The sequence below is a fragment of the Klebsiella sp. 2019SCSN059 genome (assembly GCF_021739525.1).
Taxonomy (GTDB): domain Bacteria; phylum Pseudomonadota; class Gammaproteobacteria; order Enterobacterales; family Enterobacteriaceae; genus Klebsiella; species Klebsiella quasipneumoniae.
The window spans coordinates 1-16,348 of record NZ_JAKKOM010000055.1 but is presented as its reverse complement, the minus strand read 5'-3'; the positions used below and the strand labels follow the sequence as shown (position 1 = coordinate 16,348).

Genomic DNA, 16,348 nt, shown 5'->3' with positions numbered 1-16,348 from the left:
GGCGTTAAGCGGGCGAAGTCGCCGGCGGGCGCAACGGCGGGCAGTGGCGTCGCTTTCGGCGCCGCAGCCGGTTCGGGGAAGAAGCGGTTGACGGCGGCGGACATCCCCTGGATGGCGAAAATCAGCAGAAACAGAAACGCCAGCACGAACCCCATGCCGAGGCACATCAGGGTGAAGCCTTCACCCAGCAGTACAGCTTCAGTCATTGAAAGACCCTAAAGTAAGGGCACGACGGCGTGTTTGAAGGTTAACCAAACGATACTTCCGGCTAAGGAGTAGGGGGGATTTCCCGAAGCCGCCCCCGGCTCTGGCCCCTAACTGGCATCGCTGTGGTTGACGCTCAAACATCGCCATCGTGCGTGTTGGTTACATCATCATGCCGAACACAATGCTGGCGATGACCAGCACAATACCGCCGCCCAGACGGGAGGAGATTTGCGCATAAGAGATAAGATTCATACGGTTACAGGCAGAGAGCACTTCCAGGTCGCCTGAGCCGCCGCGGTTAGCCATGCACAGGCCTGCGGTGATGGCGGATTCGATCGGGAAGAAGCCAATCATCCAGCCGCCGATGGCCGCCCCGACGACAGCACCCACGACGATTACCGCAGCGATGATGACGTTCGCGAAGGTAATCGCGTCGATAATTTCCTGCAGGTCGGTGTAGCACACGCCGACCCCGACCATCAGTACCCACAGCAGCTGCTTAGAGAAGAAGTCAGACAGGCGTTTGGCCCCGGCTTTGATCTCCGGCGAGCAGAGGCCGGAAGCGTTCAGCGCCGCGACGATCAGCACCATCCAGGCGAAATAGTGGATTGAGACACCGCCAATGCTTGGCAAAATTTTCTTGGCAATGACGTAGGCCAGCAGGAAACAGGTGGTGGCGAGCACCAGGCCGACTGCCGTTTCGCGATGGGTAATCTGGCCTGCTTTTTCATCATCATCAACTTTAAAGGAGGCTTTACGTACCAGTTCGCCTTCCCCGCTCAGCCAGGTGTGTTTTTTACCGATAATATCGAGCAGCGCGGCAAAAACGATGGCGAAGATATTGGCGATGGTCAGAATGGCAATCGCGGTGGAGTAGTACTCTTCACGGGAGCGGCCGGTGACGGAGTGATAAATTTCAGACAGCGGAACCGCGCCTGCGCCGTTGCCGCCGCCCATAATCGGCAGGACGTACAGCATCATGATGCGGTCTACGGAAATACCGAAGCACAGGCCGATGATAATCCCGAAGATAGATGCGCCGAGGATCCCCATAAGGATCGTCGGAATATAACCCAGCAGCGATTTCAACAGCAGTTTACGGTTAACCGAGAGAATGGCGCCAGTTATCAAAACTGCGATGAATAAGTTCAGGAAGTTGCTTTTATCCATCACATTAGTGATTGCATCAATTTCTTTTTGGGTAAAAATGCCTGCGTAAACGAAATAAGCGGCGACGAGGAAGATCATCACCGGCGCGCCGCCAATATATTTATTAAATATCGGCAGCCGTTTGCCAATCTCGCCAAAGATGGCGCCGATAATAAACATAATGGCAAAGCCGCCAACCAGGTCGGTGGGTAACGCATTAAAGAAGTGGGAAAGTAATAGCGTAATTAACGCAAACGCATAAAGGGGTAACGGCATGCCGAAGATTTTAAATCCCAGCAGGTCGCTTACGCCCTTTTTCTCCGTCGCCGGAGCCTGGCTCATGTTAGTCATAAACGTTATCCTGTTTATCAATGAAGTAATAAGACCGGCGCATAGTAATAAATAGATTCAGTGTTAAGGTGTGATAACCTTCACTGAATACTCGTGTTTTTAATTAATTTAATTATTTTTATTATGCTGAATGAATTAACAACATAAAAACCATAAAGCCAATTAAGCGACGGGAAAAATTGTGATTTAAATACAAGAATCGATAGCCGAACGCTGGCGAAATACAGGTCGTTTTGGAATAACGAAGCGCTAAAAAATGACTCTGATATTAAAACGCGTTCTGCTACGGAAGGATAAATCGCGGCGAGAGGCGATTGACCTCTTTCTCCGTCAGCATCAGCTCTCATTAGAGGCTGATTGCGAAATGGCCATTGTCGCCGAGTATCAGCAGCGGCTGGTCGGCTGCGGCGCCATCGCCGGCAACGTCCTGAAGTGCATCGCTATCGACCCCTCGCTGCAGGGGGAGGGGCTGAGCCTTAAGCTACTGACAGAATTACTCACCCTGGCCTACGAGCTGGGGCGCAGTGAACTGTTTTTATTCACTAAGCCCTGTAACGTCGCGCTCTTTGCCGGCGCCGGATTCTGGCCAATCGCGCAGGCCGGCGATCTCGCCGTGTTACTGGAAAATAGCCGCGAACGGCTGACCCGCTACTGCCGCCAGCTGGCGATGTACCGTCAGCCGGGACGCAAAATAGGCGCTATCGTGATGAACGCCAACCCGTTCACGCTCGGCCACCGCTGGCTGGTGGAGCAGGCGGCCCGTCAGTGCGACTGGCTACACCTGTTTGTGGTGAAAGAGGATGCCTCCCGTTTCACGTATCAGGATCGCTACACGCTAATCGAAAAAGGGATTGCCGGCATCGACAAGGTAACGCTACATCCCGGTTCGGCATACCTCATCTCGCGGGCCACCTTCCCTGGCTACTTCCTCAAAGAACAGGGGGTGGTAGACGACTGCCACAACCAGATCGATCTCCAGCTGTTCCGCGAACATTTAGCCCCGGCGCTGAAGATAACCCATCGTTTTGTCGGCACTGAGCCGCTGTGTTCGCTGACCCGCCATTACAACCAGCGTATGAAAGCGTTGCTGGCAGCGCCAGGCGACGCGCCGCCTGTTGAAGTGGTTGAGCTGGCGCGGATCGAAAAAAACGGCGGGCCGATATCGGCTTCCAGGGTGCGCGAACTGTACCGGCAGCGCAACTGGCAGGCGGTGGCGGCGCTGGTGCCGCCGGGAACCCTCTCTTTTCTGATGCAACTGGCGGAAAGCGAACATCAAACCGCCTGATTTTTACGCCATAACAAAGGATTTGCCTCTATGGAAATGAAGATTGACGCCCTGGCCGGCACGCTGGAGTCCAGCGATGTGATGGTCAGGATTGGGCCGGCGACGCAGCCGGGCATTCAACTGGAGATCGACAGCATTGTGAAGCAGCAGTTTGGCGATGCGATTGAGCAGGTGGTCAGAGAAACCCTGACGCAGCTCGGCGTTAGCCAGGCCAACGTGGTGGTGGATGATAAAGGGGCGCTGGAGTGCGTTCTGCGCGCCCGGGTTCAGGCTGCGGCCCTGCGCGCGGCGCAACAGTCTCAATTGCAATGGAGCCAGCTATGAAACCACGTCGCAGTATGCTGTTTATCCCCGGCGCCAATGCCGCCATGTTAAGTACTTCATTCGTTTACGGCGCCGATGCGGTGATGTTCGACCTTGAAGATGCCGTTTCGCTGCGCGAGAAAGATACCGCTCGCCTGCTGGTGTATCAGGCGCTGCAGCATCCGCTGTATCAGGATATCGAAACCGTGGTGCGCATTAACCCGCTAAATACGCCGTTTGGTCTGGCCGACCTGGAAGCGGTGGTACGCGCGGGTGTGGACATGGTACGTCTGCCGAAAACCGACAGCAAAGAAGATATTCATGAACTGGAAGCCCACGTTGAGCGGATAGAACGCGAGTGCGGCCGGGAAGTGGGTAGCACCAGGCTTATGGCGGCCATCGAGTCGGCGCTGGGGGTGGTAAACGCGGTCGAGATCGCCCGCGCCAGCCCGCGTCTGTCGGCCATCGCGCTGGCGGCCTTCGACTACGTTATGGATATGGGCACCTCCCGCGGCGACGGCACTGAGCTCTTCTATGCCCGCTGCGCCGTGCTGCATGCTGCGCGGGTCGCCGGCATCGCCGCCTATGACGTCGTGTGGTCGGATATTAATAATGAAGAGGGCTTCCTCGCGGAAGCGAATCTGGCGAAGAACCTCGGCTTCAACGGGAAATCACTGGTCAACCCGCGCCAGATCGAACTGCTGCACCAGGTCTATGCCCCGACGCGAAAAGAGGTCGACCATGCGCTGGAGGTGATTGCCGCGGCGGAAGAGGCAGAGTCGCGCGGTCTGGGCGTGGTGTCACTGAACGGCAAGATGATCGATGGACCGATTATCGACCACGCGCGCAAAGTGGTGGCGCTTTCAGCTTCCGGTATTCGTGATTAAGGGGAATAAGATGAAAGAGACAGTAGCAATGCTTAATCAGCAGTATGTGATGCCGGAAGGATTGACCCCTTACAGCGGCGTGACGGCGAAAAGCCCATGGCTGGCCAGTGAGACGGAAAAGCGCCGGCGTAAAATCTGCGACTCGCTGGAAACGGCAATCCGTCGTTCCGGCCTGCGAAACGGCATGACCATCTCGTTCCACCACGCGTTTCGCGGCGGTGACAAAGTGGTCAATATGGTGGTGGCGAAGCTGGCGGAGATGGGCTTTCGCGATCTGACCCTGGCGTCCAGTTCGCTTATCGACGCTCACTGGCCGCTGATCGAGCATATTAAAAACGGCGTGATCCGCCAGATCTACACCTCCGGCCTGCGCGGGAAGCTCGGCGAGGAGATCTCCGCCGGGCTGATGGAAAATCCGGTGCAGATCCACTCTCACGGTGGTCGCGTACAGCTGATCCAAAGCGGTGAGTTGTCCATTGACGTGGCGTTCCTCGGCGTTCCCTGCTGCGATGAGTTTGGCAATGCCAACGGCTTTAGCGGTAAGTCGCGCTGCGGCTCGCTGGGCTACGCGCGCGTTGATGCGGAACATGCCAAATGCGTCGTGCTGTTGACCGAAGAGTGGGTGGACTACCCTAACTACCCGGCCAGTATCGCCCAGGATCAGGTGGATCTGATCGTTCAGGTGGACGAAGTAGGCGATCCGGAAAAAATCACCGCTGGCGCCATTCGTCTGACCAGCAATCCGCGCGAGCTGCTGATCGCCCGCCAGGCGGCGAAAGTGGTTGAACACTCCGGTTACTTTAAAGAGGGTTTCTCACTGCAGACCGGTACCGGCGGCGCCTCGCTGGCGGTGAGCCGCTTCCTGGAAGACAAAATGCGCCGCAACGGTATCACCGCCAGCTTCGGCCTTGGCGGCATCACCGGGACGATGGTCGATCTGCATGAGAAAGGGCTGATTAAAACGCTGCTCGACACCCAGTCGTTCGATGGCGATGCGGCGCGCTCGCTGGCGCAGAACCCGAACCACGTCGAAATCTCTACCAATCAGTATGCCAGCCCGGGTTCCAAAGGGGCCTCCTGCGAGCGCTTAAACGTGGTAATGCTCAGCGCGCTGGAAATTGACACCGACTTTAACGTCAACGTGATGACCGGCTCCAATGGCGTGCTGCGCGGCGCGTCAGGCGGTCATAGCGATACCGCCGCCGGCGCGGATTTGACCATCATTACCGCGCCGTTAGTTCGCGGCCGCATTCCCTGCGTCGTGGAAAAGGTGCTGACCCGCGTGACGCCGGGAGCCAGCGTGGATGTGCTGGTCACCGACCATGGCATTGCGGTAAACCCGGCGCGCCAGGACCTGATCGACAATTTACGCAACGCCGGTATTGCGCTGATGACCATTGAGGAACTGCAGCAGCGCGCGGAGTTGCTGACGGGCAAACCGAAAGCGATCGAATTTACCGATCGGGTGGTGGCGGTAGTCCGCTATCGCGACGGTTCGGTCATCGATGTGATCCATCAGGTGAAAAACAGCGACTAAGCGCAGAGGGGAAAGGCTATGAGCGACGTGTTAATTCAACCTCCGCGTGTGCTACGCGGAAAACCACTGAGCGCCGAAGAGGTGGTCAGCGCGGTAGAGCGCGCGCTGTTGACCGAAGTTCGCCTGACCCCTAAGCCCGGGCTGGTGGATATTCGTAACGCTGGCGCGCACCGGGATATGGATCTGGCCTCGTTTGAGGCCAGTACCGCGGTGGTGGCGCCGTGGATGGAGAAGTTTTTTATCATGGGCCACGATACCGCGGCGGTCGCGCCGGAGCAGGTGTTGATGATGCTGCGTCCGGTGGGAATGGCCTGCGAGAACGATATGCTGGAGGTCACCGGCGGGGTGAATACCCATCGTGGGGCGATCTTCGCTTTTGGCCTGCTCAGCGCGGCAGCGGGCAGGCTGGTCTCGAAAGGCGAGCCGATAGAGCAGCACCGGCTTTGCGACCAGGTGGCGCGCTTCTGTCGCGGCATGGTTATGCAGGAATTATCCTCCGCCAGTGGGGAACGGCTGAGCAAAGGCGAGATGCATTTTCTGCGTTACGGCTTCTCCGGCGCCCGCGGCGAGGCGGAGAGCGGATTCCTGACTGTGCGCACCCAGGCATTACCGGTCTTTAACCGCATGATGGAGGAGACCGGCGACAGCAATCTGGCGCTACTGCAAACCCTGCTGCATCTGATGGCATGGAATGATGACACCAACCTGGTGTCACGCGGCGGGCTGGCCGGGTTGAACTATGTCCAGCAGGAGGCGCAGCGGCTGCTGTGGCAGGGCGGCGTGCTGGCTGACGGTGGGCTGGAGGCGTTGCGCCAGTTTGATGACGATCTGATTGCCCGCCATCTTAGCCCCGGCGGTAGCGCCGATCTGCTGGCGGTGACCTGGTTTTTATCCGCGTTTCCCGCCGGCGCGCTTTTCCCGCTGTAACCCTCTGCAACATGGCCCTCGCCCGCACCGTGCGGGCGGGGCATCATCATTCGCATCCTGGTTCTCACTGCGTAAACGAGGAATTGCGGCACAATCGTATAGTTTTTACTGATATCGTCCGCCGTTTGTCATAAATTTCTAATTATCGGCGTTTTTGAGTAGCGGCCCGCTGACGGGCTGGTTACTCTGAAAACAATTTACGTAATGTTAACAAAAGAGAATAGCTATGCATGATGCACAAATCCGCGTGGCCATCGCCGGCGCGGGCGGCCGGATGGGACGCCAGTTAATTCAGGCTGCGCTGCAGATGGATGGAGTGGCGCTGGGCGCGGCGCTGGAGCGTGAAGGATCCAGCCTGGTGGGCAGCGACGCCGGCGAGCTGGCGGGCGCCGGCAAAGCGGGCGTCACGGTGCAGAGCAGCCTGACGGCGGTAAAAGATGATTTCGACGTGTTGATCGATTTTACCCGCCCGGAAGGCACGCTGAACCATCTGGCGTTTTGCCGCGACCACGGCAAAGGGATGGTCATAGGCACCACCGGTTTTGACGACGCTGGCAAGCAGGCGATTAGCGATGCCGCGCAGGAGATTGCCATTGTCTTTGCCGCTAACTTTAGCGTCGGCGTCAATGTTCTGTTAAAGCTGCTGGAGAAGGCGGCGAAGGTGATGGGCGACTACACCGACATCGAAATTATCGAAGCGCACCATCGGCATAAAGTGGATGCGCCTTCAGGCACCGCGCTGGCGATGGGCGAAGCGATCGCCGGGGCATTGAACAAAGATCTCAAGGACTGCGCGGTCTACAGTCGTGAAGGCCACACTGGCGAACGCGTCCCGGGCACCATTGGCTTCGCGACCGTCCGCGCGGGGGATATCGTCGGTGAACATACAGCGATGTTTGCTGATATTGGCGAACGTATTGAGATCACCCATAAAGCCTCCAGTCGGATGACATTTGCTAATGGCGCGGTTCGCTCTGCATTGTGGCTGAAAGGCAAGAAAAATGGCCTCTTTGATATGCGCGATGTGCTGGAACTGAATAGTTTATAACGATTATTACCCATCGTGATGTGGTTATTGCTATCAATAAGTTATTGATGCAAGGGGCGATATTTTGTTGCCCTTTTTTATTTTTAGCTGTTTTTGTTTGTTTTTCATATGAGAAGGCTATAAGTTTGGGTGTAGTTCGGTTTTTTAGTGAACGAAATGTAAATTTTGACCATTTGGTCCACTTTTTTGCCGTTCAGCGCCAGGTTTTACACTCTTCGCCGTCCGCAAGCGTTTTCTCAGCCAGGTTTGTTGATCTTTTTGGCGTAAAAATCACGTGTTATGCGCCAGTGGCGTAAAATGACATTAAAAATCTCCGCTTTAAGTTGACTTTTATCCGACATCTCTCCAGAATGCCGCCGTTTGCCAAAAATCTGCGGGCAACAGATTTGCATTGATTCAGATCGTGTTTATGAATTAATATGCAAATAAAGTGAGTGGATATTCTCTGGAGGATGTTTTGATTAAGTCAGCGCTATTGGTTCTGGAAGACGGAACCCAGTTTCACGGTCGGGCCATCGGGGCAACCGGCACGGCGGTTGGGGAAGTCGTTTTCAATACTTCAATGACCGGTTATCAAGAAATCCTCACTGATCCTTCCTATTCCCGCCAAATCGTCACTCTTACTTATCCTCATATTGGTAATGTCGGCACCAACGCCGCCGATGAAGAATCTTCTCAGGTACATGCTCAGGGTCTGGTTATTCGCGACCTGCCGCTGATTGCCAGCAACTTCCGCAGTACCGAAGACCTCTCTTCCTATCTGAAGCGCCATAACATCGTGGCGATTGCCGATATCGATACCCGCAAGCTGACGCGTCTGCTGCGTGAGAAAGGGGCGCAGAACGGCTGCATCATCGCGGGCGACAGTCCGGATGCCCAGCTGGCGCTGGAAAAAGCGAAAGCGTTCCCTGGCCTGAACGGCATGGACCTGGCGAAAGAAGTGACCACCGCAGAAACCTACAGCTGGACGCAAGGCAGCTGGACCCTGGCGGGCGACCTGCCGGAAGCGAAAGCGGAAAACGAGCTGCCGTTCCACGTCGTCGCGTATGACTTCGGCGCGAAACGCAACATCCTGCGCATGCTGGTTGACCGCGGCTGCCGCCTGACGGTGGTGCCGGCGAAGACTTCGGCGGCGGATGTGCTGGCGCTCAATCCGGACGGCATTTTCCTCTCCAACGGTCCTGGCGACCCGGCGCCGTGTGATTACGCTATCGACGCGATTGAAAAATTCCTGGAGACCGATATTCCGGTGTTCGGCATCTGCCTCGGCCATCAGCTGCTGGCGCTGGCGAGCGGCGCCAAGACCATTAAGATGAAGTTCGGCCACCACGGCGGCAACCACCCGGTGAAAGATATTGATAATAACGTGGTGATGATCACCGCCCAGAACCACGGTTTCGCCGTGGATGAGGCGACGCTGCCGGCCAACCTGCGCGTGACCCACAAGTCGCTGTTCGACGGCACCCTGCAGGGGATCCATCGCACCGACAAGCCGGCGTTCAGCTTCCAGGGCCACCCTGAAGCGAGCCCGGGGCCGCACGATGCCGCGCCGCTGTTCGACCACTTTATCGAGTTAATTGAGCAATACCGTCAGTCCGCGAAATAATCAGGAGTAAAAGAGCCATGCCAAAACGTACAGATATAAAAAGTATCCTGATTCTGGGCGCGGGCCCGATTGTTATCGGTCAGGCGTGCGAGTTTGACTACTCCGGCGCCCAGGCCTGTAAAGCCCTGCGCGAAGAGGGCTACCGCGTTATCCTGGTGAACTCTAACCCGGCGACCATCATGACCGACCCGGAAATGGCCGATGCCACCTACATCGAGCCGATTCACTGGGAAGTGGTGCGCAAAATCATCGAAAAAGAACGCCCGGACGCGGTGCTGCCGACCATGGGCGGCCAGACGGCGCTGAACTGCGCGCTGGAGCTGGAGCGTCAGGGGGTGCTGGCTGAATTCGGCGTGACCATGATTGGCGCCACCGCCGATGCGATTGACAAGGCCGAAGACCGTCGCCGTTTCGATATCGCGATGAAAAAAATCGGTCTCGACACCGCGCGTTCCGGTATCGCCCACACCATGGAAGAGGCGCTGGCGGTAGCGGCTGACGTCGGCTATCCGTGCATCATCCGTCCGTCGTTCACCATGGGTGGCACCGGCGGCGGCATCGCCTATAACCGCGAAGAGTTCGAAGAGATTTGTACCCGCGGCCTGGATCTCTCTCCCACCAACGAGCTGCTGATTGATGAATCGCTGATCGGCTGGAAAGAGTATGAGATGGAAGTGGTGCGCGATAAGAACGACAACTGCATCATCGTCTGCTCTATCGAAAACTTCGACGCCATGGGGATCCATACCGGTGACTCCATCACCGTTGCGCCGGCGCAGACCCTGACCGACAAAGAGTACCAAATCATGCGTAACGCCTCGATGGCGGTGCTGCGTGAAATCGGCGTCGAAACCGGCGGCTCTAACGTTCAGTTCGCGGTCAACCCGAAAAACGGTCGCCTGATCGTTATCGAAATGAACCCGCGCGTTTCCCGCTCCTCGGCGCTGGCCTCCAAAGCCACCGGCTTCCCGATTGCTAAAGTGGCCGCCAAGCTGGCGGTAGGTTACACCCTCGACGAGCTGATGAACGACATCACCGGCGGCCGTACCCCGGCTTCCTTCGAGCCGTCCATCGACTACGTGGTCACGAAAATCCCACGCTTTAACTTCGAAAAATTCGCCGGCGCCAACGACCGTCTGACCACCCAGATGAAGTCCGTTGGCGAAGTGATGGCGATTGGCCGTACCCAGCAGGAGTCCTTGCAGAAAGCGCTGCGCGGTCTGGAAGTGGGCGCCACTGGCTTCGACCCGAAAGTGAGCCTCGACGATCCGGAAGCGCTGACTAAAATCCGCCGCGAACTGAAAGACGCCGGCGCTGAGCGTATCTGGTACATCGCCGACGCGTTCCGCGCGGGCCTCTCGGTTGACGGCGTCTTCAACCTGACCAACATCGACCGCTGGTTCCTGGTGCAGATTGAAGAGCTGGTCCGTCTGGAAGAGAAAGTGGCGGAAGTGGGCATCAACGGCCTCGACGCTGACTTCCTGCGTACCCTGAAGCGTAAAGGCTTTGCCGATGCGCGTCTGGCGAAGCTGGCGGGCGTGCGGGAAGCGGAAATCCGCAAACTGCGCGACCAGTATGATCTGCACCCGGTCTACAAGCGCGTGGACACCTGCGCCGCGGAATTCGCCACCGATACCGCCTATATGTACTCCACTTATGAAGAAGAGTGCGAGTCCAACCCGTCCGTTGACCGCGATAAAATCATGGTCCTCGGCGGCGGCCCGAACCGTATCGGTCAGGGTATCGAATTCGACTACTGCTGCGTACACGCCTCGCTGGCGCTGCGCGAAGACGGTTACGAGACCATCATGGTCAACTGTAACCCGGAAACCGTCTCTACTGACTACGACACTTCCGACCGTCTGTACTTCGAGCCGGTCACCCTGGAAGACGTGCTGGAAATCGTGCGTATCGAGAAGCCAAAAGGCGTTATCGTGCAGTACGGCGGCCAGACGCCGCTGAAGCTGGCGCGCGCTCTGGAAGCCGCAGGCGTACCGGTTATCGGTACCAGCCCGGACGCTATCGACCGTGCGGAAGACCGTGAGCGCTTCCAGCACGCGGTTGACCGTCTGAAGCTGAAGCAGCCGGCGAACGCCACCGTCACCGCCATTGAACAGGCAGTAGAGAAAGCGAAAGAGATTGGCTACCCGCTGGTGGTGCGTCCGTCTTACGTGCTGGGCGGTCGGGCGATGGAGATCGTCTATGACGAGCAGGATCTGCGCCGCTACTTCCAGACTGCGGTCAGCGTCTCCAACGACGCGCCGGTGCTGCTGGACCGCTTCCTCGACGACGCGATTGAAGTGGATGTCGATGCTATCTGCGATGGCGAAATGGTGCTGATTGGCGGCATCATGGAGCATATCGAGCAGGCAGGCGTTCACTCCGGCGACTCCGCCTGTTCCCTGCCAGCCTACACCCTGAGCAAAGAGATTCAGGATGTGATGCGCGAGCAGGTGCAGAAGCTGGCCTTCGAGCTGCAGGTTCGCGGTCTGATGAACGTCCAGTTCGCGGTGAAAGATAACGAAGTCTATCTGATTGAAGTCAACCCGCGTGCGGCGCGTACCGTGCCGTTCGTCTCCAAAGCCACCGGCGTACCGCTGGCGAAAGTGGCGGCGCGCGTGATGGCCGGTAAGACGCTGGCGCAGCAGGGCGTGACCAAAGAGATCATCCCGCCGTACTACTCGGTGAAAGAGGTGGTTCTGCCGTTCAACAAATTCCCGGGCGTTGACCCGCTGTTAGGGCCAGAAATGCGCTCCACCGGGGAAGTGATGGGCGTCGGCCGCACCTTTGCCGAAGCGTTCGCCAAGGCGCAGCTGGGCAGCAACTCGACCATGAAGAAACAGGGGCGCGCGCTGCTCTCCGTCCGCGAAGGCGACAAAGAGCGCGTGGTCGACCTGGCGGCGAAGCTGCTGAAGTTTGGTTTCGAGCTGGATGCAACCCACGGCACGGCGATTGTGCTGGGCGAAGCCGGCATCAACCCGCGTCTGGTGAACAAGGTGCATGAAGGCCGTCCGCACATTCAGGACCGTATCAAGAATGGCGAATATACCTACATCATCAACACCACCGCAGGTCGTCAGGCGATTGAAGACTCCAAGCTGATTCGCCGCAGCGCCCTGCAGTACAAAGTGCACTATGACACCACCCTGAATGGCGGCTTTGCCACCGCGATGGCGCTGAACGCTGACGCCACCGACAAGGTGATTTCGGTTCAGGAAATGCACGCGCAAATCACCAAATAAGCGCTCCGGCCTGGCCGGATAGCAACAAACCTGGGCTGACGATATCGTCAGCCCATTTTTTTTGGCTGCGGCCATCTTCAGAGAGTTCTGCTTTTAACCCCCTGCCGGGTCAGGCTAACTATAGTTAGCACCATAACGATACCTATTGATGAAAAGACAGGAGGATACAATGCGGAACAATATTCTGGTGGCATCCGCGCTGGCAGCGACGGCAATCATGTTCGTGGCCGGTTGCTCATCGAATCAGTCGATCAAAACCACCGACGGCAAGACCATTGTCACCAGCGGTAAACCGCAGGTGGATGATGATACCGGTCTGGTCTCCTACAAAAATGCCGAAACCGGACGCGTGGAGCAGATTAACCGCGATCAGGTGAAATCCATGGATGAGCTGGATAATTAAGGCCTGACGTTTTCCATTCAGGCGCGCGTTACGTACACCACCGCGACATAAATCACAGTTATCATTGTAAGCGGTTCGCTTAACTGTCTACACTCTTGCTGATTACGACAAGAGCTAACGCAGGCCAATCAATGATTCTGATAATTTATGCGCATCCTTATCCGCAGCATTCTCATGCGAATAAGCGAATGCTTGAACAAGCAGGGACGCTTGAAGGCGTAGAGATACGCTCCCTTTATCAACTCTATCCCGACTTTAATATCGATGTCGCCGCCGAGCAGGCGGCGCTCGCCCGTGCCGATCTGGTTATCTGGCAGCACCCGATGCAGTGGTATAGCGTGCCGCCGCTGCTGAAGCTGTGGATGGACAAAGTGCTGTCGCACGGCTGGGCCTATGGCCATAACGGTATTGCGCTGCGCGGTAAGTCGCTGATGTGGGCGGTGACCACCGGCGGCGGTGAAAGCCACTTTGATATCGGTTCGTTTCCCGGTTTTCCGGTGCTGGCGCAGCCGCTGCAGGCCACCGCGCTTTACTGCGGGATGAAATGGCTGCCGCCGTTCGCCATGCACTGCACCTTTATCTGCGATGACGAAACGCTGCAGGCGCAGGCTCGCCACTATCGTCAACGCTTAATCGACTGGCAGGAGGCACATCAGAATGGATAGCCATACGCTGATACAGGCGCTGATTTACCTTGGCGCCGCGGCGCTGATTGTGCCCATTGCCGTCCGCCTTGGGCTTGGGTCGGTGCTGGGCTATCTCATCGCCGGCTGTATTATCGGGCCGTGGGGGCTGCGGCTGGTGACCGACGCCGAGGCGATTCTGCACTTTGCCGAGATTGGCGTGGTGCTGATGCTGTTCGTCATTGGTCTGGAGCTGGATCCGCAGCGTCTGTGGAAGCTGCGCGCTTCGGTGTTTGGCGGCGGCGCGCTGCAGATGGTGGCCTGTGGGGTATTGATCGGCCTCTTTTGCATGCTGCTGGGCCTGCGCTGGCAGGTGGCCGAGCTGATCGGTATGACCCTGGCGCTCTCCTCAACCGCTATCGCCATGCAGGCGATGAATGAGCGCAATTTGACGATGTCGCAGATGGGGCGCAGCGCCTTCGCGGTGCTGCTGTTCCAGGATATCGCGGCGATCCCGCTGGTGGCGATGATCCCGCTGCTGGCGGCCAGCGGCGGCGCCACTTCGCTGATGGCTTTTGCCCTCTCCGCGCTGAAGGTGGCCGCGGCGCTGGCGCTGGTGGTGGTTCTGGGGCGCTATCTGACCCGTCCGCTGCTGCGCTTTGTCGCCCGTTCCGGTCTGCGCGAAGTGTTCAGCGCCGTGGCCCTGTTCCTGGTCTTCGGCTTTGGGCTGTTGCTGGAAGAGGTGGGGCTGTCGATGGCGATGGGGGCGTTTCTCGCCGGGGTGCTGCTGGCCAGCTCCGAGTATCGCCATGCGCTGGAGAGCGATATTGAGCCGTTTAAAGGCCTGCTGCTGGGGCTGTTCTTTATCGGCGTCGGGATGTCGATTGATTTCGGCACCCTGGTTACCCATCCGCTGCGTATTGTGATTTTGCTGGTGGGTTTCCTGGCGATAAAAATGCTGATGCTGTGGCTTATCGCCAGGCCGCTTGGCGTGCCTCGCGCCCAGCGCCGCTGGTTTGCGGTGCTGCTGGGGCAGGGGAGTGAGTTCGCGTTTGTGGTCTTTGGCGCCGCGCGGATGGCGGAGGTGCTGGACGGCGAATGGGCAAAGGCGCTGACCCTGGCGGTGGCGTTGTCGATGGCGGCAACCCCCATCCTGCTGGTGCTGCTGACCCGTCTGGAGAAATCGTCCAGCGGCCAGGCGCGGGATGCGGACGAGATTGATGAAGAGCAGCCGCGGGTGATTGTCGCCGGCTTTGGCCGCTTCGGGCAGATCGCCGGGCGACTGCTGCTCTCCAGCGGGGTGAAGATGGTGATCCTCGATCACGACCCGGACCATGTCGATACTCTGCGCAAATTTGATATGAAGGTCTTCTACGGCGATGCCACCCGGGTCGATCTGCTGGAGTCGGCTGGCGCCGAAAAGGCGGAGGTGCTGATCAATGCCATTGACGATCCGCACGTCAGCCTGGAGCTGGTGGCGAGGGTAAAAGAGCATTTTCCGCATCTGCAGATTATCTCCCGCGCCCGCGATGTCGATCACTATATCCAGCTGCGTCAGGCTGGCGTCGAAGCCCCGGAGCGTGAAACCTTCGAGGCGGCGCTGAAATCCGGCCGGATGACGCTGGAGGCGCTGGGGCTCGGCGCGTATGAAGCGCGCGAGCGGGCCGATCTGTTCCGTCGCTTCAACCTGCAGATGGTCGAAGAGATGGTGGCGATGGCGGAAAACGACGCGGCGTCGCGGGTGGCGGTCTTCAAGCGGACCAGCGATATGCTGACCGGCATCATCAACGAAGATCGTCATCATCTGTCGCTGGTGCAGCGTCACGGCTGGCAGGGGACGGAAGAGGGTAGGCACACCGGCGATATCGCCGATGAGCCGGAAAATAAGCCCTCCGCCTGACGTTAATCAGTAACATTTTGTTTTCGTTTGGATCCTGTTCTGGCGGCCCACGGCACGAACGTGGGCTTGCCAGCAAATCAGAAAATTTTCTTATTCTTTACCCTCCGGCCAGTCGACGAAGTTGTACGCTTTCCGTATAGTGGCGACAATTTTTTGTACTCAGGAATGAATGAATGATCAGTCTGATTGCGGCGTTAGCGGTAGATCGCGTCATTGGTATGGAAAACGCCATGCCATGGAACCTGCCTGCCGATCTCGCCTGGTTCAAACGCAACACATTAAATAAGCCGGTAGTGATGGGGCGTCTGACCTGGGAATCCATTGGGCGCCCGTTGCCGGGGCGTAAAAATATCGTGATCAGCAGCAAGCCAGGCAGCGACGATCGCGTGCAGTGGGTCTCCTCCGTTGACGAAGCGATTGCCGCCTGCGGCGATGTGGAAGAGATCATGGTGATCGGCGGCGGTCGGGTTTATGAGCAGTTCCTGCCGAAGGCGCAGAAGCTCTATCTGACCCATATCGATGCGGAAGTGGAAGGCGATACCCATTTCCCGGATTACGATCCGGACCAGTGGGAATCGGTGTTCAGCGAGTTTCATGACGCCGACGCGCAGAACTCCCACAGCTACTGCTTTGAGATCCTCGAACGCCGTTAAGCGGGAAGGATAGCAATGAAAAAACCCCGGTCGCGTCTGGCGTGACCGGGGTTTTCTTTGGCGTGAATTCAGCGCGGATGCCGCTGCCACTATTTTTTCTACGCCAGGTTTCCCGTCGCGGGGTGCGTTTTTCCGGAGCGCTGCCCGGGATGACAAATGGCACGTAAACGTAGGTCGGGTAAGGCGTTAGCCGCCACCCGACACAAACGAGGCTCCACGCCCGCAGT

Annotated in this window: 14 protein-coding genes; 12 read left to right on the top strand and 2 right to left on the bottom strand. The window is 57.8% G+C overall.

Annotated elements, in window-relative coordinates; translation table 11 throughout:
* Window positions 1-206 (bottom strand): oxaloacetate decarboxylase subunit gamma (locus L2I46_RS27780; protein ID WP_236948377.1); only part of this gene is annotated, 206 nt, incomplete at its 3' end.
* Window positions 207-366: 160 nt separating this feature from the next.
* A complete protein-coding gene (gene citS, locus L2I46_RS27775) occupies window positions 367-1,707 on the bottom strand; it encodes a citrate/sodium symporter CitS (protein WP_023291938.1) in 1,341 nt (446 codons plus the stop codon).
* A gap of 256 nt (window positions 1,708-1,963) precedes the next feature.
* On the opposite strand from citS, the gene citC reads away from it, so the two are divergent.
* The 12 genes from citC to folA all read left to right on the top strand — a co-directional run bounded on the left by citC (window position 1,964) and on the right by folA (window position 16,121).
* Window positions 1,964-2,992 carry a [citrate (pro-3S)-lyase] ligase gene (citC, locus tag L2I46_RS27770; protein ID WP_032429095.1) on the top strand — a complete coding sequence of 343 codons (1,029 nt, stop codon included), beginning with the start codon at window positions 1,964-1,966 and terminating at the stop codon, window positions 2,990-2,992.
* Between the two features lie 30 nt (window positions 2,993-3,022).
* Complete coding sequence (gene citD / locus L2I46_RS27765; RefSeq protein ID WP_023291940.1) at window positions 3,023-3,316, top strand: citrate lyase acyl carrier protein; 294 nt, start codon at window positions 3,023-3,025, stop codon at window positions 3,314-3,316.
* Window positions 3,313-4,182: a citrate (pro-3S)-lyase subunit beta gene (gene citE, locus L2I46_RS27760; RefSeq protein ID WP_023291941.1), complete on the top strand. Its 870-nt coding sequence runs from the start codon at window positions 3,313-3,315 to the stop codon at window positions 4,180-4,182. Before citD ends, citE begins: the two co-directional genes overlap by 4 nt.
* A gap of 10 nt (window positions 4,183-4,192) precedes the next feature.
* Window positions 4,193-5,719, top strand: a complete 1,527-nt coding sequence (gene citF / locus L2I46_RS27755; RefSeq protein WP_032429096.1) for a citrate lyase subunit alpha — start codon at window positions 4,193-4,195, stop codon at window positions 5,717-5,719.
* An 18-nt stretch (window positions 5,720-5,737) separates the two neighbouring features.
* Complete coding sequence (gene citG, locus L2I46_RS27750) at window positions 5,738-6,646, top strand: triphosphoribosyl-dephospho-CoA synthase CitG (RefSeq protein WP_032453157.1); 909 nt, start codon at window positions 5,738-5,740, stop codon at window positions 6,644-6,646.
* 226 nt (window positions 6,647-6,872) lie between these two features.
* Window positions 6,873-7,694 (top strand): 4-hydroxy-tetrahydrodipicolinate reductase, encoded by an 822-nt coding sequence (gene dapB, locus L2I46_RS27745; RefSeq protein WP_023291944.1) that lies wholly within the window; start codon window positions 6,873-6,875, stop codon window positions 7,692-7,694.
* Between the two features lie 457 nt (window positions 7,695-8,151).
* Complete coding sequence (gene carA / locus L2I46_RS27740; protein WP_072421132.1) at window positions 8,152-9,300, top strand: glutamine-hydrolyzing carbamoyl-phosphate synthase small subunit; 1,149 nt, start codon at window positions 8,152-8,154, stop codon at window positions 9,298-9,300.
* A gap of 17 nt (window positions 9,301-9,317) precedes the next feature.
* A complete protein-coding gene (gene carB, locus L2I46_RS27735) occupies window positions 9,318-12,542 on the top strand; it encodes a carbamoyl-phosphate synthase large subunit (protein WP_004204267.1) in 3,225 nt (1,074 codons plus the stop codon).
* Between the two features lie 169 nt (window positions 12,543-12,711).
* The gene (locus L2I46_RS27730; RefSeq protein WP_002888059.1) at window positions 12,712-12,945 is read left to right on the top strand and encodes a YgdI/YgdR family lipoprotein; all 234 of its coding nucleotides are present in this window, start codon (window positions 12,712-12,714) and stop codon (window positions 12,943-12,945) included.
* Window positions 12,946-13,076: 131 nt separating this feature from the next.
* Window positions 13,077-13,610 carry a glutathione-regulated potassium-efflux system oxidoreductase KefF gene (gene kefF / locus L2I46_RS27725; RefSeq protein WP_004204269.1) on the top strand — a complete coding sequence of 178 codons (534 nt, stop codon included), beginning with the start codon at window positions 13,077-13,079 and terminating at the stop codon, window positions 13,608-13,610.
* Window positions 13,603-15,468, top strand: a complete 1,866-nt coding sequence (kefC, locus tag L2I46_RS27720; RefSeq protein ID WP_023291948.1) for a glutathione-regulated potassium-efflux system protein KefC — start codon at window positions 13,603-13,605, stop codon at window positions 15,466-15,468. The genes kefF and kefC overlap by 8 nt, the downstream gene beginning before the upstream one ends.
* Window positions 15,469-15,641: 173 nt before the next feature.
* A complete protein-coding gene (folA, locus tag L2I46_RS27715; RefSeq protein ID WP_004204271.1) occupies window positions 15,642-16,121 on the top strand; it encodes a type 3 dihydrofolate reductase in 480 nt (159 codons plus the stop codon).
* Window positions 16,122-16,348 lie beyond the last annotated feature (227 nt).